Annotated in this window: 17 protein-coding genes; 11 read left to right on the forward strand and 6 right to left on the reverse strand. The window is 70.1% G+C overall.

The features are described from left to right. Positions 1–74 precede the first annotated feature (74 nt). From AB0D12_RS08860 to AB0D12_RS08870, 3 genes are all read left to right on the forward strand, one after another. Positions 75–1,826, forward strand: coding sequence for a serine/threonine-protein kinase (locus AB0D12_RS08860; protein WP_362678806.1), 1,752 nt, complete (start codon positions 75–77; stop codon positions 1,824–1,826). A 104-nt stretch (positions 1,827–1,930) separates the two neighbouring features. Beyond that, positions 1,931–3,547 (forward strand): succinic semialdehyde dehydrogenase, encoded by a 1,617-nt coding sequence (locus AB0D12_RS08865; protein WP_362678426.1) that lies wholly within the window; start codon positions 1,931–1,933, stop codon positions 3,545–3,547. A gap of 28 nt (positions 3,548–3,575) precedes the next feature. Beyond that, a complete protein-coding gene (locus AB0D12_RS08870) occupies positions 3,576–5,441 on the forward strand; it encodes a GMC family oxidoreductase (RefSeq protein WP_362678428.1) in 1,866 nt (621 codons plus the stop codon). Positions 5,442–5,549: 108 nt separating this feature from the next. Here the strand turns inward: AB0D12_RS08870 and AB0D12_RS08875 are convergent, their stop codons facing one another. Further along, on the reverse strand, positions 5,550–6,518 hold the full coding sequence (locus tag AB0D12_RS08875) for an LPXTG cell wall anchor domain-containing protein (protein WP_362678430.1): 969 nt from the start codon (positions 6,516–6,518) through the stop codon (positions 5,550–5,552). A gap of 346 nt (positions 6,519–6,864) precedes the next feature. On the opposite strand from AB0D12_RS08875, the gene AB0D12_RS08880 reads away from it, so the two are divergent. Further along, positions 6,865–7,170 (forward strand): hypothetical protein, encoded by a 306-nt coding sequence (locus AB0D12_RS08880; protein WP_362678432.1) that lies wholly within the window; start codon positions 6,865–6,867, stop codon positions 7,168–7,170. Between the two features lie 538 nt (positions 7,171–7,708). Here AB0D12_RS08880 and AB0D12_RS08885 read toward each other — a convergent pair. Further along, on the reverse strand, positions 7,709–7,990 hold the full coding sequence (locus tag AB0D12_RS08885; protein WP_362678434.1) for a chorismate mutase: 282 nt from the start codon (positions 7,988–7,990) through the stop codon (positions 7,709–7,711). 309 nt (positions 7,991–8,299) lie between these two features. Between AB0D12_RS08885 and guaA the strand changes: the two genes are divergently transcribed. Further along, positions 8,300–9,895, forward strand: coding sequence for a glutamine-hydrolyzing GMP synthase (gene guaA, locus AB0D12_RS08890; protein WP_362678436.1), 1,596 nt, complete (start codon positions 8,300–8,302; stop codon positions 9,893–9,895). 120 nt (positions 9,896–10,015) lie between these two features. Here the strand turns inward: guaA and AB0D12_RS08895 are convergent, their stop codons facing one another. Continuing rightward, positions 10,016–10,456 (reverse strand): cupin domain-containing protein, encoded by a 441-nt coding sequence (locus tag AB0D12_RS08895; RefSeq protein ID WP_362678438.1) that lies wholly within the window; start codon positions 10,454–10,456, stop codon positions 10,016–10,018. A gap of 78 nt (positions 10,457–10,534) precedes the next feature. Here AB0D12_RS08895 and AB0D12_RS08900 point away from each other — a divergent pair, with 78 nt between their 5' ends. The 3 genes from AB0D12_RS08900 to AB0D12_RS08910 all read left to right on the forward strand — a co-directional run bounded on the left by AB0D12_RS08900 (position 10,535) and on the right by AB0D12_RS08910 (position 13,335). Beyond that, the gene (locus tag AB0D12_RS08900) at positions 10,535–11,323 is read left to right on the forward strand and encodes a class II aldolase/adducin family protein (RefSeq protein WP_362678440.1); all 789 of its coding nucleotides are present in this window, start codon (positions 10,535–10,537) and stop codon (positions 11,321–11,323) included. A 137-nt stretch (positions 11,324–11,460) separates the two neighbouring features. Then, a complete protein-coding gene (locus tag AB0D12_RS08905) occupies positions 11,461–12,702 on the forward strand; it encodes a hypothetical protein (RefSeq protein WP_362678442.1) in 1,242 nt (413 codons plus the stop codon). 105 nt (positions 12,703–12,807) lie between these two features. Continuing rightward, complete coding sequence (locus tag AB0D12_RS08910) at positions 12,808–13,335, forward strand: DoxX family protein (protein ID WP_362678444.1); 528 nt, start codon at positions 12,808–12,810, stop codon at positions 13,333–13,335. Positions 13,336–13,503: 168 nt separating this feature from the next. Here the strand turns inward: AB0D12_RS08910 and AB0D12_RS08915 are convergent, their stop codons facing one another. After that, positions 13,504–14,823: a PspC domain-containing protein gene (locus AB0D12_RS08915; protein WP_362678446.1), complete on the reverse strand. Its 1,320-nt coding sequence runs from the start codon at positions 14,821–14,823 to the stop codon at positions 13,504–13,506. Between the two features lie 140 nt (positions 14,824–14,963). Between AB0D12_RS08915 and AB0D12_RS08920 the strand changes: the two genes are divergently transcribed. From AB0D12_RS08920 to AB0D12_RS08930, 3 genes are all read left to right on the forward strand, one after another. Further along, complete coding sequence (locus tag AB0D12_RS08920) at positions 14,964–16,265, forward strand: PspC domain-containing protein (protein ID WP_362678448.1); 1,302 nt, start codon at positions 14,964–14,966, stop codon at positions 16,263–16,265. Beyond that, positions 16,262–16,957, forward strand: coding sequence for a response regulator transcription factor (locus AB0D12_RS08925; RefSeq protein ID WP_362678450.1), 696 nt, complete (start codon positions 16,262–16,264; stop codon positions 16,955–16,957). The genes AB0D12_RS08920 and AB0D12_RS08925 overlap by 4 nt, the downstream gene beginning before the upstream one ends. A 97-nt stretch (positions 16,958–17,054) precedes the next feature. Beyond that, complete coding sequence (locus AB0D12_RS08930; RefSeq protein ID WP_362678453.1) at positions 17,055–18,269, forward strand: alpha/beta hydrolase-fold protein; 1,215 nt, start codon at positions 17,055–17,057, stop codon at positions 18,267–18,269. A gap of 77 nt (positions 18,270–18,346) precedes the next feature. Here AB0D12_RS08930 and AB0D12_RS08935 read toward each other — a convergent pair whose 3' ends face one another. Continuing rightward, complete coding sequence (locus AB0D12_RS08935; protein WP_362678456.1) at positions 18,347–19,102, reverse strand: GNAT family N-acetyltransferase; 756 nt, start codon at positions 19,100–19,102, stop codon at positions 18,347–18,349. 122 nt (positions 19,103–19,224) lie between these two features. Continuing rightward, positions 19,225–20,295 (reverse strand): NlpC/P60 family protein, encoded by a 1,071-nt coding sequence (locus tag AB0D12_RS08940; protein WP_362678459.1) that lies wholly within the window; start codon positions 20,293–20,295, stop codon positions 19,225–19,227. Positions 20,296–20,395: the final 100 nt, after the last annotated feature.

Consider the following 20,395-nt stretch of genomic DNA (forward strand, 5'->3'; position numbering starts at 1 on the left):
GGGGCGACGGCAACAGGAGTGACGGCAACAGGAGTGACGGCGGCAGGGGCGAGGGCGGCAGCGGTGGGGGCCGGCTGATCGGCGGCCGATACCGGCTGACCGTACGTGTCGGGTCCGGCGGCATGGGCACGGTCTGGCAGGCGCGCGACGAACTCGTCGGCCGCGACTGCGCGGTGAAGGAGCCACGGCTGCCCGGCGACCCCCGCGAGCCGTCCCAGCAGCGGCTCTACGAAAGGCTGCGGCGGGAAGCCAGGGCTGCGGCCCAGGTCGAGCACCCGGCGGCCGTGGCCGTCCACGATGTCGTGATGGACGGCGGACTCCCTTGGATCGTCATGGAGTTGATCCGCGGCGAATTGCTCCATGAACGGCTCAAGCGCGGTTCGCTGCCTCCGGCAGAGGTGGCACGGATCGGGCTCGCCGTGGCGGGCGCGCTGGGCGCGGCGCACACGAAGGGGATCGTCCACCGCGATGTGAAGCCCGCGAATGTGCTGCTCGGCCCGCACGGCCGGGTGGTGCTCACCGACTTCGGTATCGCGCGGATCCAGGGCGAGGAGCCGCTGACCGTGAGCGGTGAGTTCGTCGGCTCGCTCGAATTCATCGCGCCGGAGCGGATGTCGGGCGTCACGGCCGTTCCGGAGTCGGATCTGTGGTCGCTGGGTGTGCTGCTGTACTCGGCAGCGGAGGGCTGGTCGCCCTTCCGCCGTACGACCCTGGAGTCGACGCTCGCCGCCATCCTCCAGGCCGAGGCCCCGAAGCCGGTCAAGGCGGGCCCGCTGGCGGAGTTGATCGTCCGCCTGCTCTCGAAGGTCCCGGAACACCGGCCGTCCGTCGACGAGGTGGAGACGGAACTGGCGGCGGTCGCGGAGGGCAGCGCGTCGACGCTGCGGCCACCGGCCCCGGCGGAGACCGAGAGCCCGCCGACCCCGCCGACCCCGCCGGAGACAGAGAACCGGCCGGAGGCGGCGTGGCCAGGGTCCGAGGTGGACTGGCCCGTGGCCGGGTCCACCGGAGCCGGCCGGCTGCCGGGAAGGCGGGAGGCCCAGCAGGCGGCTACGGACGACTCCGGCCCGGTCGACTCCGACTCCGGGACCGTACGGCTCGGAGGCCGCGCATCCGCCCCGTCGGCCGCTCCCGACCCCTCGACGCCACCAAGGCCCCCCGCCCGCGCCCGTGTCGCCCTCGCCGCAATCGCCGTCGCCGTCGGTGTCGCGGTCTGGGCGTACGCACCCGGCTCGCCGGACACCGGCAACGACAAGCGCGCCGGCGCATCCACCCGTACCACCCCGCCGCCGATGGAGACCCCGGAGGCATGGCAGACCTGGCGGCCCTACCTCGAGTCCCGGCTCGACGCGGAGATCTCCGTCCCCTCCACGTACACACGTGAACCCGTCACCTCCGAGGCCGAGCTCGCGAAGGACAAGGAGATCACCTTTGAGGAGCGCGGCAACCCCGTCCGGGTCGAGCTCAAGCGCGCCGGCAAGGCGACGGACACAGCCGTCCAGTGGGCGCGGGGCGAGCTGAAGTGGCTGACGGACGGCGGCCCGCGCGCGGGTGGGTTCACCGCGTCCGAGGCGAAGGGCACCGTCGTGGCGGCCAACCACCACGGCGTCGACGCGGCCCTGCTCGACGTGACGTACTTCGCGCAGGAGAGCGACACTGCGCGTCCCGTCCACCGCCTGGCGTTCTACGTCGTCACCGAGGCCGGCGAGCGCTACACGGTGCTCGTCGAGATGCCCGAGGGCGGCAGGGAAGAGGCTGCCGGGCAAGATCTGTTCCGGGGCGTACGCAAGCGGTTGAAGCTTGGAAAAGCCGAGACAAGCCCCTGATCAGGCCTTATCTGCCAGTGATCGCTGGCGCGATGGTGAGGGCCTGGTGAAAAGCCGTTACCGACGGGTACCCAAAGTTCCGGATGCGGCATACTCTCGCCCCCATGACGGACTCGCAGGCCCCCGCCGCCGCCCCCGGCACCAACCCGACAGCCGCCTCGCCGGCCGGTGCGCGCACCGCAGCCGATGTGGTCACCCCCGAGGTGGTCGCCCAGCTCACCCGTGGTGTGGTCGGCTCCGGCCGTACCGCCAACCACACCCCGTTCACCGGGGAGAAGCTGGCGGACCTGCCCGAGTCCACCCCCCAGGACGTGGCGGATGCTTTCGAACGCGCCCGCGCCGCCCAGCCCGTCTGGGCCGCGACGCCGGCCCGCGCCCGCGCCGCCGTCCTGCTGCGCTTCCACGACCTGGTCCTGGAGCGCCAGGCCGAAGTCCTCGACCTCATCCAGCTGGAGACCGGCAAGGCCCGGCTGCACGCGCACGAAGAGGTCCAGGCCGTCGCCGTCGCCGCCCGCCACTACGGCCGCAAGGCGCCCGCCTATCTGAAGCCCAAGCGCCACACCGGTGTCGTTCCCGTCCTCACCAAGACCACCGAACTGCGCCAGCCGCGCGGCGTCATCGGCCAGATCGCGCCCTGGAACTATCCGTTCGAGCTCTCCGTCGGCGATGCGCTGCCCGCGTTCGTCTCCGGCAACGCCGTCGTGATGAAGCCCGACACCGAGACCGCGCTCACCGCGCTGTGGGCACGCGATCTGCTCATCGAGGCGGGCCTGCCCGCAGGCGTCTTCCAGATCGTCCTCGGCGAAGGGCCGGTCGTCGGCCCCGAGGTTGTCAAGCACGCCGACTATGTCTCCTTCACCGGCTCCACCCGCACCGGCCGCGAGGTCGCCCAGGGTGCCGCGGCCCGCCTGGTCGGTGTCTCCCTCGAACTCGGCGGCAAGAACGCCATGCTGGTGCTGAAGGACGCGGACATCGAGAAGGCAGCGGCCGGAGCGGTACGCGCCTGCTTCTCCTCCGCCGGCCAGCTGTGCATCTCCATCGAGCGGCTGTACGTGCACGAGTCGATCGCCGACGCGTTCGTGGAGCGCTTCGCCACCCGTACGAAGGCGATGCGCCTCGGCAAGTCCCTCGCGTACGGCGCCGACATGGGCTCGCTCGTCGGCGAGCGCCAGCTGGAGACCGTCACCCGCCATGTCGAGGAGGCCGTCGCCAAGGGCGCGACGCTCGTCGCGGGCGGCGTCGCCCGCCCCGACATCGGCCCGCTGTTCTACGAGCCGACCATCCTCGACGGCGTCGAGGCGCCGATGGCCGTCTGCACCGAGGAGACCTTCGGCCCGGTCGTCTCCATCTACCGCTTCACGGACGAGGACAAGGTCGTCGAGCAGGCGAACGCCACTCCGTACGGGCTGAATTCGAGCGTCTGGACCAAGGACGGCAAGCGCGGCCACGCGGTCGCGGCGAAGCTGCGCACCGGCACGGTCAACATCAATGAGGGCTACGCCCCGGCGTACGGAAGCGTGCAGTCCCCGATGGGCGGCATGAAGGACTCCGGCCTCAGCCGGCGGCACGGCTCCGAGGGCATCCTCAAGTACACCGAGGCACAGACCGTCGCCCAGCAGCGCCTGATGCCGCTGGGGCCGTCCTTCGGCATGGACGACGAGAAGTACGCCGCGTTCATGAGCCTCAGCCTGAAGGCGATGAAGGCCCTGCGCCTGCGCTAGTTTCCGCTGTTTTCGTACGAGGAGAGCCATGTCCCAGGTACCCCCTGCCCAGAATCAGGCCGCCGAGAGTGACGAACAACTGCTCTCCGAAGCGGTCTCCGAAGCGGTCTCCGACCAGGCCTTCGACCCGGCGTACGACTACGACGTGATCGTCGTCGGCTCGGGCTTCGGCGGTTCGGTCACCGCGCTGCGGCTGACCGAGAAGGGCTACCGGGTCGGGGTCCTGGAGGCGGGCCGCCGCTTCACCCGCGAGACCCTGCCCAAGAATTCCTGGGACATCAAGAACTATCTGTGGGCGCCCCCGCTCGGCCTGTACGGGATCCAGCGCGTGCATCTGCTCGGCAAGGTGATGGTGCTGGCGGGCGCGGGTGTCGGCGGCGGCTCGCTCAACTACGCCAACACGCTGTACGTACCGCCCGCTCCCTTCTTCGAGGACCCGCAGTGGAAGGACATCACTGACTGGCAGGAGGAGCTGTCGCCGTACTACGACCAGGCCAAGCGGATGCTGGGCGTACGGCTCAACCCGACGATGACCCCCTCCGACGTGCATCTCAAGGCGACTGCGCAGGCGATGGGTGTCGGCGACAGCTTCCACATGGCCCCGGTCGGCGTCTTCTTCGGTGACGGCGAGGACGCCGACGGTACGTCGAAGGCCGGTCCGGGCTCGACGGTCGAGGACCCGTACTTCGGGGGCGCGGGCCCGTCGCGCAAGGCGTGCACCGAGTGCGGCGAGTGCATGACGGGCTGCCGGCACGGCGCGAAGAACACCCTCAACGAGAACTACCTCTACCTGGCCGAGAAGGCGGGGGCCGTCATCCACCCGATGACGACGGTCGCCTCGATCAGCGAGGACCCGGAGGGCGGCTTCCACGTCACGACGGTCCCCACCGACGCCCGCAAGAAGGCCGAGCCGAAGCTGCTGAGGGCCGGGCGCGTGGTCGTGGCGGCGGGCACGTACGGCACCCAGACCCTGCTGCACACCATGAAGGACCAGGGTCTGCTGCCGCATATCTCGGCCCGGCTCGGCGAGCTGACCCGTACCAACTCCGAGGCGATCGTCGGCGCCCAGACCGACAACCGCCGCTACCGCAAGCGGCATGGCGTGGACAAGGTCGACTTCACACGCGGAGTGGCGATCACGTCCTCGGTCCACCCCGACGAGAACACCCATATCGAGCCGGTCCGCTATGGCAGGGGCTCGAACGCGATGGGTGGGATGACGATCCTCCAGGTTCCGTACAGTGCGCGGGGGCGGGTCGCCGGCTGGTTCGGCAATATGGCCAGGCACCCCTGGCTCGCGGCCCGCGCGCTCTCCAACCGCCGCTGGTCGGAGCGGACCATCATCGGGCTGGTCATGCAGTCGCTGGACAACTCGCTGACCACGTACCGCAAGCCGGGCGGCATCGGAAAGGGCCTGCTCACCGCCCGCCAGGGCCACGGGGCACCGAACCCGAACCAGATTCCCGAGGCGACGCGCGCGGCCTCGCTGCTCGCCGAGGAGATCAACGGCTTCGCGGGGTCCAACATCGGCGAGCTGATGGGCACCCCGCTGACGGCCCACTTCCTGGGCGGCTGCCCGATCGGCGCCTCGGCAGAGGAAGGCGTCATCGATCCGTACCACCGGCTCTACGGCCACCCGGGCATCTCGGTCGTCGACGGCGCGGCGGTCTCGGCGAACCTCGGTGTGAACCCGTCCCTGACCATTACGGCGCAGGCCGAGCGGGCGATGTCGTTCTGGCCCAACAAGGGCGAGGAGGACCCGCGTCCGGAACAGGGCGCGGCGTACGAACGGCTGGCGGCGGTCGCGCCGAAGTCACCGGCGGTCCCGGAGGAGGCATTCGGCGCGCTGAAGCTGCCGTTCCTGGGCATCCCGGCGGTCCCGCCGAAGAAGTGACCCGGCCTCCGGACGTCGTACGAAGGCCGGAGGTACGAAGGTCGGAACGCGCGAAGGCCGCTGCACCCCCCTCCGAGTGCAGCGGCCTTCTGGCGTGTGGGCCCGGTGTTACGCGGTGGCGTCGCCGCTGCGGCGGCGCTTCATCGCGAAGACGACACCGGCGCCGGCGACGATGGCGATGCCACCGGCGATACCGACGGTCGGCAGCATGGAGCTGGAACCGGTCTCGGCGAGGTTGCCGGTGACCGGGATCTCCTTGGCGCCGCCCTGCGGCTTGACGTCCTTCGGCTTCTCACCGCTCGGCTTGGCGTCGTCGACGTCGCCCGCGTTGCTGCCGGCCTTGAGAACGTCGAACTCGTAGAACTCGCTGTCCTCGAAGCAGTCCTCGCCCTTGTCGTAACCGCCGGCGGCGAGGGCGATGCCCTTGCCCGCAGGGGCCGCCTTGTCGATGCGAACGCGCAGCTTGATCGAGCGCTTCTCGGCCTTCTTGAGGTCGATCACGTCGAAGTAGAAGCCGTTGTTCATTCCGGAGAGGTTGCCGCCCGCCTTCCACTCACCGGACGACTTGTCGAAGTACTCGAAGTGCGCGTACTCCTCGATCAGGCGGTCCTGCTCGCCGCCGATCAGGTCGTCCTCGTACGAGGCGAAGGTGAAGAGACCGAAGTTCTCGATCTTCTCCTTGCTGTTGTTCTTGACGTCCAGGCTGAACTTCTTCCAGCCACCGCCCGCGACGATCTTGTTCGGGAAGCCGGAGAGCTTCACGTCGACCGCGGACGCCTTGCACTCGAAGTCCGGGTCCTCGTCGCCCTCGCCCGGCTCGCTGGCGGTGGCGCTCGGCGTCGCGGCGGCCGAGGTCGCGGGGGTGCTCGGCGTCGCGGCGGGCGAGCTCGGGGTGTTGGCCGGCGCGCTCGGCGTCGTGGCCGGGGTGCTGCTCGGCGCCTCCGACGGGGCGCTCGGCGACTGGGACGGGGTGGTGCTCGCCGTCTCGGTCGGCGTCGGCGACGGGTCCGCGAACGCGGCCGGAGCCGACAGGAGCGCGGCGGGGGCTATGACAGCGGTCGCTGCAGCGACGGCCATAGCGCGGCGAAGCTTCATTAAGACCTCAGTGAAGTCCGGCGTACCGCATGACGCGGCACGGAGTCTGGAGGGCCTACCGAGGTGGGGGTACACGGGTGAGGCCGTTGTTTCGCATGCATGACCTGTGACCAGCCTGAATGGTTGCCCTGGGACTCACAGAATCTTTATGTGACAGCCGTCACACGCAACCTTCTCCTCCTGGCCCGGGTCGAACTCGTGGTGCTTTCCGGTCCCTTGCCGTCCCGTGGCAACTTCAGCACCCATTGATGAGAGTCCTGATGAGACGGTTTGGCGTCGCTGTCGTCGCCGCGGTCTGCCTTGTGACACTGGCCCTGGGTGCAGCCGCGTGTTCGGGCGCCGACGGCGATGGCGCAGGGAGCGCCGCACCCACGCCGTCTTCGTCATCGCCTTCGACAACGCCGACGACCGCGCTCCCGACGCCGTCCGTGCCGTGCCCAGCCTGACGGCGAAGCCGCGCAGGACGAAGGCGCCGGGCGGTCGGAGCAGCAGCGGCGGGCAGTCGTCGGCGTCGGCTGTGCCGCAGAATCCCAACCGCGGCTCCAACCCACCGCCCGCGCCGTCGGCCCCCGAGCCGACGGCGGAGTGGAGCGACGCCAACTGGAAGCCGGGAGACCCGAACGCGACGAGGTAGCCCCGCGCGCGGGACAAGCAAGGGCCCCGCGGATGCATGATCCGCGGGGCCCCTGGTGGTCAGCACCGACGTCAGGGCGGCGCCGGTGCCGAGGTGCGGCGCCGGGGGGTAGCGCCGCGTGGGGAGGGTCGCCGACCCGGCGCACTTGGGGCGCACGAGTGGTATCGACCTTTGGCAATTTGGTTGCGCAGAGTGGGACGCGCTTGTCTTGCATGGTGCTGGAAGGGCTGCGGCCTGCGCAACCGTTTCGACCGGATGCGGTCGGCCCCGGGCGTCCCCGGAGCCGACCGCCCTTGGGGTGACCGGGCTGCTGTCCCCTGCCGACCGGTCACGCGCGCTGGGGCGAGGTCCCACGACGTACCTGCAGTACGTCACACGCCCCAGCGGAGCCACGCGTGGTTTCCTTCATCACCCGCCCCTGGCTGGCACGGACATCGGTACCAACGACGCCCCGGTGCGTGCGGTCACGCGCCGTACGGGTGAGAGTGCGCCCGAACTCAGGTCCGTGCGTGGATGCCTGCGCAGGCTCGGACACGCCTCAGATCCGGCCCCGGCAGAGCTCGAGCAGCGTCATCGCGAGCGCCGTTCCCGGCTTTCCGAGCGCGTCGCGGAAATGGCTGAGAACCTCCATTTCGCGGGACAGATTCACCCGCCGGCCGCCGGAGGAGATCCGGGCTTCCTGGATGACGGCCGAGACGGCCATCCGTTCCTGGATCAGCCCGATGATCCGGTCGTCGAGCGTGTCGATGCGGCTGCGGGCGTCGCCGATGAGGGAAGCGGCCTCGTCGGTACGGGCTCCGGTGTCGGTGGTGACGGTCATGCGGGGCTCCTTGTCGGGGTCGGTGCCCCGGAGCGGCAAGGCCCGGAAATGACAGAACGCCCCGGGCCTTGTCGGCCCGGGGCGCCTGGGAAGTTGCTTGTCAGTGGCTCAAGCAGCACGACCATGGCAGCCGGACGGGCCGGTGCCATAGGTAAAGACGAAGGTCAGCTGCTTGTGCATGGGTGGAGTATGGACCTCCTGCCGTCCGCGGCCAAAACCGGATTCGGATGGTGAGACGAAAAGCGGGTCCGCCACGCCGGTAGAATCGACAAATACCGACCCCCTCCCACCGCCGGAAGGCCGCCACCCGTGCCAGCAGCACCCTCCGCCGCCCCCGACAGCAACGCTCCGGACGTCGTCCTCGTTGTTGACTTCGGCGCGCAGTACGCACAGCTCATCGCCCGCCGCGTCCGTGAGGCCCGGGTCTACAGCGAGATCGTCCCGTCCACGATGCCCGTGGCCGAGATGCTGGCCAAGAACCCGAAAGCGATCATCCTCTCCGGCGGCCCGTCCTCCGTGTACGCGGAGGGCGCCCCGCGCCTCGACCGCGCGATCTTCGAGGCCGGGGTCCCCGTCCTCGGTATGTGCTACGGCTTCCAGCTGATGGCGACGACGCTCGGCGGAACCGTCGACAACACAGGAGCGCGTGAGTACGGCCGTACGCCGCTGCATGTCTCCAAGACCGGCTCGACGCTCTTCGAGGGCACCCCGGCCGAGCAGCCGGTGTGGATGTCGCACGGCGACGCCTGCTCCGCCGCCCCGGAGGGCTTCACGGTCACCGCCTCCACGGACGTGGTGCCGGTCGCGGCCTTCGAGAACGACGAGAAGAAGCTGTACGGCGTCCAGCACCACCCCGAGGTGATGCACTCCACGTACGGCCAGCAGGTCCTGGAGCACTTCCTCTACCGCGGCGCCGGCATCGAGCCCAACTGGACCACCGGCAATGTCATCGAGGAGCAGGTCGCGGCGATTCGCGCGCAGGTCGGCACCAAGCGCGCCATCTGCGGTCTGTCCGGCGGCGTGGACTCCGCGGTCGCCGCTGCACTCGTGCAGAAGGCCATCGGCTCCCAGCTGACCTGCGTGTACGTCGACCACGGTCTGATGCGCAAGGGCGAGACGGAGCAGGTCGAGAAGGACTTCGTCGCGGCGACCGGCGTGCAGCTGAAGGTCGTCGACGCGCAGGAGCGGTTCCTGAAGGCGCTGGCCGGGGTCTCCGACCCCGAGGAGAAGCGGAAGATCATCGGGCGCGAGTTCATCCGGGTCTTCGAGCAGGCGCAGGCCGAGATCATCGCCGAGGCCGCGCATGGCGAGGACGTCGCCTTCCTGGTGCAGGGCACGCTCTACCCGGACGTGGTCGAGTCCGGTGGCGGCACCGGCACCGCCAACATCAAGTCCCACCACAATGTCGGCGGGCTTCCGGAAGACCTCGAATTCGAGCTCGTCGAGCCGCTGCGCCAGCTGTTCAAGGACGAGGTCCGGATGGTCGGCCAGGAGCTCGGTCTGCCGGACGAGATCGTCCAGCGCCAGCCCTTCCCGGGCCCGGGCCTTGGCATCCGTATCGTCGGCGAGGTCAACAAGGACCGCCTCGACCTGCTGCGTGAGGCGGACGCGATCGCCCGCGAGGAGCTCACGGCGGCCGGTCTGGACCGCGACATCTGGCAGTGTCCGGTGGTGCTGCTCGCGGATGTGCGCTCCGTGGGCGTACAGGGCGACGGCCGTACCTACGGCCACCCGATCGTGCTCCGTCCCGTCTCGTCCGAGGACGCGATGACGGCGGACTGGACGCGGATGCCGTACGACGTACTGGCGAAGATCTCGACCCGGATCACCAACGAGGTCGCGGACGTCAACCGCGTGGTGCTGGATGTGACCTCCAAGCCGCCGGGCACCATCGAGTGGGAGTAACCCTCTCCGCAGGGCCAACGCCGACGCCGTCGCTCACCATGTGTGAGCGGCGGCGTCGCCGTATCCAGGACGGCTTCCCGGATCTAGGACGGCTCCCGTATCCAGGACGGCTTCCCGGATCTAGGACGGCTCCAGCTCGAAGTCGTCGTAGTGGAAGCCCGGCGCGACGATGCACGTGACCAGGACCGGTTCGTCGCCCGCGGGTTCCGCGGCCTGCCACGTGCCGGCCGGGACCAGGAGCTGGGGCTGTTCGCCGGACTCCACCGACGGGCCCAGGGCCAGGGTCGTGACTCCGGAGGGCTTCTCGTCCGTGCCGCCGAGGTGCAGCTGGAGCGGGCCGCCCCGGTGCCAGAGCCAGAGTTCGTCGGAGCGTACGCGGTGCCAGCGCGAGCTCTCGCCGGGGTGGAGCAGGAAGTAGATACCGGTCGCGTACGCGCGCGGACCGGGGTAGCCCGGCGGGGTCGTCGAGCCGGCCGTCTTCCAGGTCTCCTTGAACCAGCCGCCCTCGATGTGCTTCTCGAGGCCGAGGAGAGAGACCAGTGGGGATGTCGGTTCGGTCATGGGCGCATTCTCGTGGAAGCCGTGCGAGGCGCGTGAAGTCTCTGGTCAGTTGCGGTACCCGAAGGTAGCTTCCCAGCCATGACTGAGACGCCCGCTCCGATCCCCGTCGAGCAGCTGCGATTCGCCATGCCGCCCGTGCATGAGTCCGTCGTGGACGAGCGGGCGTACCGGAAGGAGCGTCTCGCCGGGGCGCTGCGGCTGTTCGGGCGTTTCGGCTACGAGGACGGGGTGTCCGGTCATATCACCGCACGGGACCCGGAGTTCACCGACTGCTTCTGGGTGAATCCCTTCGGCGTGCCGTTCGCGCATGTCGCCGCCGGTGATCTGATCCTCGTGAACGAGGAGGGGCAGGTCGTCGTGGGGCGGTACCACGTCAACCAGGCAGCGTTCGCCGTACACGCCCAGGTGCACCGCGCCCGGCCCGAGATCGTCGCCGTCGCGCACACCCATTCCGTGCACGGGCGGGCACTGTCCGCGCTCGGCGAGCTGATCGAGCCGATCACCCAGGAAGCCTGCGGTTTCTACGAGGACCACGCCCTGGTCGACAGGTACACCGGAGTGGTCGTCGACGAGGAGGAGGGGCGGCGGATCGCCGGTGCCCTCGGTACGTACAAGGCCGTCATCCTGCGCAACCACGGGCTGTTGACCGTAGGCGACTCGGTGGACGCGGCAGCCTGGTGGTTCATCTCCATGGAGCGTTGCGCGCAGGTTCAGCTCGCGGCGCGGGCGGCGGGCAAGCCCGTGCTGATCGAGCACCGGGACGCGGTCGCCACGCGCGAGCAGCTCGGCACCGATCTGGTCGCATGGATCAACTACCAGCCCCTGTGGCGGCAGATCAGCCGGGCCGAGCCCGACCTCCTGCAATAGGGACTGGTCAACCGGGCAATGGCGGATTCACCCGCTGTGGCCTCGGGCGCCGCGGCAGGCGCCCCTTCCGTACGGCACAATTCCCAGCAATCAAAGGGAAGTTCAGTCGGTGCGGGGCGGGGAAGGCGGCGTCGGTCGTGGCGGTGCAAGAAGCGGGACAGTGCGACGAATGTACGCACGGGGCGCGCGAAGGGCATCGGCGGGCAGTGGCAGCCTTCCTCGCCAAGCGGGACGAGCTGGCCACCGGGCAGGGATTACCGGTCGCCCTCTCACACTCGCCGGTCGCCTCGCGCCAGTGGGTGTCGGACGAGCTGACGCAGTCGGCGCGCACCGTCGCCGATCGCAGCCGTGAGGCGGGCGAGGCCTGGCTCCAACTGGTCTGGTGCCGCACGCTGTTGGTCGTATGGGCCGGCCTCGCGGTCCTGGCGCTGGGGCAGACGGTGACCGCGATCGGCGCGGGCTGGACGGGTGCGCGTACGGCAGGGTTGCTCGCCGCGCTCACCGTCGGTGGGCTGCTGACCGGTGCGGCACGGCTGCACCGGTCGCGCGGCGGGCTTCTCGCGCCGCTGATCGGCGAGGACAACCGCCTCTCGACCTCGCGCGCGGTCGCCACGGCATGGGTGCTGCTCGCCGTCTTCGCCGTCCTTGTGCTGGCCCTCCAGCTGGCGTTGGCCTCGTCCGCCGCCCATCGGGTCGCGCTGATCGAAGGGCTCGACCTGGCCCGCGGCGCAGGCATGCTCTCCGTCCTCGCGCTCGTGTGCGCGATCGCCGTCGTCGTACGCCGCGTGGTCGCCGTACGCGTCCTCGGCAAGCGGCTGCAGAAGGTGCGTGCCGACCGCCCGAGGCTGGCCGATCTGCTCTGCGACGACGCCGGCCGCGGCAGCTTCGCGGATGTGCAGTACGTGCTGGTGAGCGCCGCCGCGGTGATCTTCGCGCTGGTTCGGCTCGCACGCCGGCCCGAGCAGCTGCCCGATCTGCCGTGGGGGCTCGCGCTGCTGGTCGCGGTCTCGGCGATGACGTACTTCGCCGGGAAGCACGCGGAAGGAGGTCGGCCCGTCGTGTTCGCGGTCGTCCGGGCCCGCGAGGCCGGGGACCTGGACGCCCCGATCCGTACCGGCGACGACATCGAGATCCGCGGCGCCGGCTTCGTACCGCCGGGCGCCGGGGCCCCCGACCGGCTCGCCCGTATGGTCGTACGCATCGGCGCCGTCCATGTCCATGTCCCGCTGATCCCGGTCACCGGCGGATTCGCCAACCCGACCGACACGGTGCTCACCGTGCCGGTCCCGGCGGAGGTCGAGCCCGGGCGGGTGGATGTGCAGGTGGTGACGGCATCGGGAGCGGAGAGCAACCGCTGCGCCATCGAAGTGACGGACTGACCGGCGGGCAGGCTGTTGTCACAGAGTGAGCCGCACGTCTGGTGAGCCGCGCGGCTTCGTCGTACGTATGGTCAGTTGACGGGTCAACCGAAGGTGGGACCAGCGATGACACACACATATCGGACGACAGCGACCTACGGCACGGTCGACGGAGGCGGCGGACGCGGCGGCTGGAGGGAGCGGGCGGGACGCTACGCCCTCCTGCCGCTGCGGATCTTCCTCGGCGTGACCTTCATCTATGCGGGCATCGACAAGCTCATGGACAGTCAGTTCATGGCGGCGAGCGGAGCCGGTTCCGTCGGCGACCTCATGCGCAGCGTGCGCGACACCTCCGCCGTGCCCGCCCTTGTCGATCTGGCGCTCAAGAACCCCGAGGGTTTCGGCTACGCCATCGCCTTCGGTGAGCTCGCCGTCGGCATCGGCACCCTCGTCGGACTGCTGGCCCGGCTGGCCGCGCTCGGCGGGGCGCTCATCTCGCTGAGCCTGTGGCTGACCGTGAGCTGGCAGACCGAGCCGTACTACTACGGCAACGACCTCGCCTATCTGATGGCCTGGCTGCCGCTGGTGCTCGCCGGGGCTCCGCTCTTCTCGCTCGACGCGCTGTTGGCCAAACGGCGGCGCCGGATGCCGTAGTGCGTCACGCTCACCGCCCCGGCCAGGAACAGACCGCCGAAAACGACCGGGAACACCACATAGAACGGTGTCTGCCAGGAGCCGGCCGCATCACCCGCGTACAGCAGCGCTGCGGCCAGCACGGCGAGACCCGCGACCAGCTTGCCCGGCCGGAAACCATGCCGGAGTTCACGACGCGGCACGGGTCACCTCCACCTGTCCGATGCCCACTTCGAGATCTAGATCCAGTGTGCCGGTCGGCTTCGCGCCGGCGGGCGCGGGCAGCGTCTGCCGCCGTTCCTGATCGGGTGAGACGTCGATGTCGTTCGCCGCGTCGTCGGGCAGACGGATATCGCCGAGGCCCGCCTGGGCCCGCAGCTTCACCGTCGCGTTCTTCGGTACGACCACCTTGAGCTGACCCGCCGCGACCTCGGCCCTCGTCGACACCGTCCGACCCGCGGGGACGGCGAGAGAGGACAGGTCGAGCGTCGCGACTCCCGAGCCGACCTCGTAGCTCGGCTGGACGGCGGCGACCGAGGCCGGCTTCCACTGCGTACGTATCCACTCGGTGGTGATGTCCTTGGGCAGCGCCGCGGCTCCCGCCAGCAGTGCCGCCGTGATCACCGTCAGCATGATCGTTCCGAAGCCGGTTCGGCCGAGCAGCGAGCTGACCAGCAGACCCGTCCCGAATACCGCCAGCGCGCAGACGAGCCCGATCTGCAGGCTCGTGCCCAGTGGTTGGCTGTCCCAGCTGGTCCCGGTGCCGAGTCCGCCCGCGAGGAGCGCGAGAAGGAAGACGGTGCCGCCGATTCCGCGCGGCCCGCGCACATACGCGGGAGCTGCGTTCGGCTGACGCCGGCGCGGCGCCCCGGTCTCCGCCAGCGCGCTCTCCGGACCCCACAGATAGCCGGTCGGCACCAGCCCCGTCGTGCCGTCCTTGATGATCGGGTCGCGCCACCACGAGGGCCTGTCGGGCACCGGCGGCGCCTTCGTCTCGGGGGGCGCCTCGGCCACCGCATGCGCCGTCGCCGCGTCCAGCGGTACACCGTCGGGCGCGGTGAGACGGCGGCGCTGCGACCACACGGCGGCGCCCGCGACCGCGAGGGAAAGCAGCGCGGCGAAAGCGAGCGTCCCGCCGTTGCTCAGCATGGAGAGGAACACCCCGCAGCCGATGAGAGCGAGGAGTACGGCGGTGAGAGAAGCGCCGTCGACCCGGCCGGACAGCAGCCGGCGCGCCTCGTTCTCCTCCTCGTCCTCGAACGGGATCAGCAGCCAGGCGAAGCCGTAGAAGATCAGGCCGATGCCGCCGGTCACGGAGAGCACACCGATGACGATCCGGAATATCACCGGGTCGATGTCGCAGTACCGGCCGAGCCCGCCGCAGACACCGGCCACGACTTTCTGGCGGGGCGTGCGGCGCAACTGCTGCACCTCGGGCGGCGCCGGAGCGGGCTGCGCCTCCGGCTGCGCGTCGTGCGGCGCCGCCGGTGGTGGGGTCGGCTGATTCATACGTACATGGTGACGGGCGCCGCGCTGTGATGGCACCCGCGCCGACCCTGGCCCTTCCCTGATATCGCACCCGGCTTTCAGGGTCGGTTTAAGGGACGACCCTGATACCGCGGCCTGTCCTTACATGTGACGATCGGGGCATGCCAGTCGCCACGCCCCGACCCGCCGGTCCCTCCCGCGCCCCCGTGCCGGAGGAGCAGTCGATGCGCAAGCTGTACCGCAGCGCCGACGGCCGGATGCTCGGCGGCGTGGCGCGCGGGCTGGCCGGTCATCTGGGACTGCCGGTCATCTGGGTACGACTCGTCTTCCTCGGCCTCTTCATGGCCGACGGCCTCGGTGTGCTGCTGTACGCCGTCTTCTGGATCGTCGTACCCCTCGGCGTCGGCGGCAGGACCGCGGAGCCGCGCTCCGTCTTCGAGACCACGCCCGACGGCCGGCGGCGGCTGCGCAAGCCCGACAAGGGCCAGCTCTTCGCGATGGTCGCGCTGCTGGTCGGCGCCGCGGTCTTCGCCGGCAATGTCGAGATGGGCAGCAGCGCCAACCGCTACGTCTGGCCGATACTGCTGATCGGCGCCGGTGTGGTGCTGGTGTGGCGCCAGGCGGACAACGCCCGCCGCGCCCGCTGGGCCACACTGTCGACGGACAGCCGGCGCCGTCGGCTGCTGCAGCTGGGCCGGGCGCTCGCCGGTGTGGCGCTGGTCGGCATGGGCCTGACCGTCTTCATGGTGGTCCGCGGTTCGGCGGCCCAGCTCGGCAACGTACTGACCGCCGCGATCGCCGTCGTCGCCGGTGTCGCTCTGCTCGCGGGGCCGTGGCTGGTACGGATGACGCAGGACCTCTCGGAGGAACGGACCATGCGCATCCGGGCCCAGGAGCGTGCCGAAGTCGCAGCCCACGTCCATGACTCCGTACTGCACACCCTCACCCTGATACAGCGGAACGCCGACGACGGCGGCGAAGTGCGCCGCCTCGCCCGCGCTCAGGAGCGTGAGCTGCGGAACTGGCTCTACAAGCCGGAGGGGACCGGCAAGGACGAGGACGAGGAGCCGGACACGCTCGCCGAGGCGGTGAAGAAGGCCGCCGCCGAGGTGGAGGACAAGCACGGGGTCCCGCTGGAGGTCGTGGTCGTCGGCGACTGCCCGCTCGACGAGAAACTGTTCGCACAGATGCAGGCCGCGCGTGAGGCGATGGTCAATGCGGCCAAGTACGGTGGCGAGGGGGGCGCGGTCCAGGTCTACGCAGAGGTCGAGGGCCGTACGGTCTTCGTGTCCGTACGGGACAGGGGACCGGGATTCGATCCGGATTCGGTGCCCCAGGACCGGATGGGCGTAAGAGAATCGATCATCGGCCGGATGCAGCGCCACGGCGGAACGGCGCGACTGCGCTCGGTTCCCGACGGGGGCACCGAGGTCGAGCTGGAGATGGAGAGGGCGGGCGAATGACCGAGACCGAGGCTGCTGGAGAGACCACCGAGCGGCGTGTACGGGTCGTGCTCGTCGACGACCACCGGATGTTCCGTACCGGAGTGCAGGCCGAGATCGGCCAGACCGACCGCACCGGCGTCGAGGTGGTCGGCGAGGCCGCCGACGTCGACCAGGCACTCACCGTGATCACGGCGACCCGTCCCGAGGTCGTCCTGCTGGATGTGCATCTTCCGGGCGGCGGAGGCGTGGAAGTGCTGCGCCGGTGCGCCTCGCTGATGACGGCACCGGAGAATCCCGTACGGTTCCTGGCGCTGTCCGTCTCGGACGCGGCCGAGGACGTCATCGGGGTGATCCGGGGCGGAGCCCGCGGCTATGTCACCAAGACGATCACGGGCACGGATCTGGTCGACTCGATCTTCCGGGTGCAGGAGGGCGACGCGGTCTTCTCGCCGCGGCTCGCGGGCTTCGTGCTCGACGCGTTCGCCTCGACGGACGCACCGCCGGTGGACGAGGACCTCGATCGGCTCACTCAGCGGGAACGGGAAGTCCTGCGGCTGATCGCGCGGGGTTACGCGTACAAGGAAATCGCGAAGCAGCTGTTCATCTCGGTGAAGACGGTGGAGTCGCATGTGTCGGCGGTCCTGAGGAAGCTTCAGCTCTCGAATCGGCACGAACTGACCCGATGGGCGACCGCCCGACGTCTCGTCTAGTCTCCGTTGTGAGGTAACTGGTACATAGGCGGGCAACCAGTTGCGCCGAGTTCACCTCTTGTTTTGCGTGATGAATTTGACGGGGCACACCTTCTTCTTGATCACGATCGTCCTGGTCGTGATTGCCGTCCTGCTGCCGCTGCTGCTATGGAGCCGGCTGCGCGGTCCCGCTGTGGTGCGGGGCGCCGGGCGGTTGTTCATGGTGCTCTTCGCGCAGGCCACCGCCGTGCTCGTGGTCTTCGTGGCAGTGAACAACGCCAACGGTCTCTACGACAGCTGGGACGATCTGCTCGGCACGACCGACCATGTCGACACGGCGATCGACCTCGGACCGAGCGGAACCGGCGGCAGGCAGATCTCCTCGCTGCCCAAGGTTCCGCTGAAGTTCGAGAAGGTCGACGACCCTCAGCTCGGCAGCGGCTTGCTGCGCACCTCGCTCAAGGGCTCCATATCGGGAGTATCGGGCGAGGTGTATGTCTGGCTGCCGCCGCAGTACAACGATCCCGCGTACCGCAACAAGAAGTTCCCGGCCGTCGAGGTGCTCTCCGGCTTCCCCGGTACGTCGAAGAGCTGGTTCAAAGCACTGAAGTTCCAGGACAAGGTCCAGCCACTGATCGAGTCGGGCAAGGTCGCGCCCTTCATCCTGGTCTCGCCGCGGACCATGCTGCTCGGCAAGTCCGACGCCGGGTACGCGAACATACCGGGCGAGGTCAACGCGGACAGCTGGCTGACCGTCGACGTACGCAAGGTGATCACCGACAACTTCCGGGTCTCCCCGAACCCGGAGAACTGGGCCATCGCCGGCTACTCGGCGGGTGGGCACGGCGCCGCCAAACTGGCCCTGGCCCACCCCGACCGCTTCAGCGCCGCCGTCAGCTTCTCCGGGTACAACGACCCGGCCGTCGAGCGCGGCTCGCTGACGGGCGCGGACCCGAAGCTGCGGCACGAGAACGACGTCATGAACATCCTGAAGTCGGCGAAGAAACCCCCGCGTGTGTCGCTGCTGGCGATGGGCGAGGGCGCGGACGGCTATGAGCCGGGGCTCGCGCTGAGGCGAGTGGCCAAGCCGCCGACGCAGGTGGATGTACGGAAGACGTGGGGCGGGCATCTGCCGGTGGTGTGGAGCAGGGAGCTGCCTTACGCGTTCGAGTGGCTGACGCGGCAGATGCAGCTGCAGCACCGGGGCGGCGTGGACGCCGGGGCGCCTCGGGGCGGCGGAGGGCCCAGCGTTGGCGGGGTGTCCCATGAAGCCCAGGACGGTCAGGCGCCCGACAACGGCCAGGCGGCAGCCGGTGGTGGCCTGCTGGAGTGACAGCGGTGGCCTGTTGGGAATGACAGCGGTGGCCTGCTGACGTGACAGCGGTGACCCGCCGGAGTGACAGCGATGGCCTACTGGAGTGACATATCGGTCTTGTCGCCGACCCGCCGGTAGCCGATCCCCGCGTAGATCCGCTCGATGTCCGCGTCGCCCGGCTCCAGCCAGATGACGCGGCAGCCCCGGTCGAAGGCGGTGGCCGTCAGATACGCGGACAGGGCCGCACCGATGCCGCGGCGGCGGTGCGAGGAGGCGACCGCCAGGCCGCACAGCTCGCTCAGTCCGTCGGCCGGGACGGAGCAGCCGCCCGCGGCGACCGGTGTGCCGTCCTTGTCGTCCGTGGCGAGGCCTGCGACACCGCCGCCCTCGTTAACCCCGCGCAGCCAGGCGATTTCGCCGTCGGTCGGGTCCCCCGACTCGCCGTACGCGAGATGCTGCACGCCCGCCGCGGCGGTGTACCCGGCCTCGTCGGAGGGCTCGGTGAGGCTGACTCCGTCGACCGGCGCCGGGGCTATGAGGGATTCGGGCGTGCACGCCAGCAGTGGTGCGCGGCGCTCGACCGTGAAGCCGGCCGCGAGCAGAGCGGGCTCGACCTCGGGGGCGCACGACGGCAGGAACTCCAGGCGTGGCTGCCGGTCGCGCTCGCGGAAGACGGCGATCAGAGCGTTGACCTCTTCGGTGGTCGGCTCCGCGCCATGGTCGGGGATGGCGTAATTCGCCGGTGGGATCGCCCAGTTGGGGTTGTAGCGCACGGTGAAGGGACCGACGCGGACGTGGTCGGGCGTGCGGAGCGTGAGCGTGCGTACGTAGTTCTGGACGTCGACGTCCACGGGGGGCTCCTGCCGCGATCGGGATCTTGGGACGCCGGGGATGGTGTCACTTCCGTGCGCGGCCGGGCAACCGGTTTGCGAGCGGTTCGCGGTCCCTTCGGTGGCGCGGGCTCTGCGGCGGGCTACACGGGGCGGGCCGCACCCGCGAAGGGCATCTGGTCGATGGGCGCGATACGGACGGGGGCGCCGGGACGGGGCGCGTGGATCATCTGGCCGCCGCCGATGTAGAGGCCGACATGGGAGATGCCGGAGTAGAAGAACACCAGGTCGCCAGGGGCGAGTTGAGAGAGGGACACGCGTTCGCCGGTGTTGATCTGGGTGTAGGTGGTGCGGGGCAGTGAGACGCCGGCGGAGCGCCAGGCGGCCTGTGTGAGACCGGAGCAGTCGTACGAACCCGGGCCCGTCGCACCCCATACATAGGGCTTGCCGAGTGCTCCGTACGCGTACGCGACGGCATGCGCGGCACGGGAATTGGGGGCCCGGAGCGAGCCGCGCGGGACGGCGGAGCGGTCGGCGCGGGCATCCGCCGCTCCGCCCGTACCGCCGTAGGCGGAGTTGTACGCCGCGCGCTGCTCGGCGGTCATCCGGGTCAGCAGACGCTCGGCGGCGGCGAGCTTCTCCCGGACGGTGGACTTGTGCTTCGCCAACTCGGTCTGCCGGGCCTCCAGAGCTCTCATCCGCTCGTCGGCCCGCGCCTTCAACCGTGCGATCTCCACCAGTTGTTGGTGTACGCCGGTGATCGCGTCCGCGTGCCGCTCGCCGACCCGCTCGGCGAGCGCGGCGCGCTCCAGATACTGGTCGGGGTCGGAAGTGAGCGCGAGCTGCAGGCCGGGGTCGATACCGCCGGCGCGGTACTGGGCGGTGGCGATCGAACCGAGCGCGTTCCGTGAGGTGTTGAGCCGCTCGGTCCGGCGCCCGGCCTCGTCGCGCAGCGCGTCCAGTGACTCGCGCGCCCTGCCGGTCTGCTCCTTGGCCTCGTTGTACTTCTCGGTGGCGGCCTCCGCCTCCTGGTACAGCTTGTCGACCTTGGCCTTGATCTGTGCGGGGCTGAGGCGGGGCTCGGCGTGCCCGGCGCCTTCGAATGCGGTGGCGGTCGCTGCACCGGCGAGCGCGAGAGTGGCGGCGGTACGGGCGGCGGGCCCGGTGAGCGGATGCTGCTTCGGTTTCCGGTGCGCTGCCACGAGGGCGTCCACGTCCTTCCGTTCCCTGCCGGTCCGAGGCAGAGTCCGACGGCGGACCGCACAGGGGGAGCGGCCCGCCGCCGGATCTCTCGGCGGTGGTGACTGACGGCCG

It is taken from the genome of Streptomyces sp. NPDC048479 (assembly GCF_040651435.1).
GTDB lineage: Bacteria > Actinomycetota > Actinomycetes > Streptomycetales > Streptomycetaceae > Streptomyces.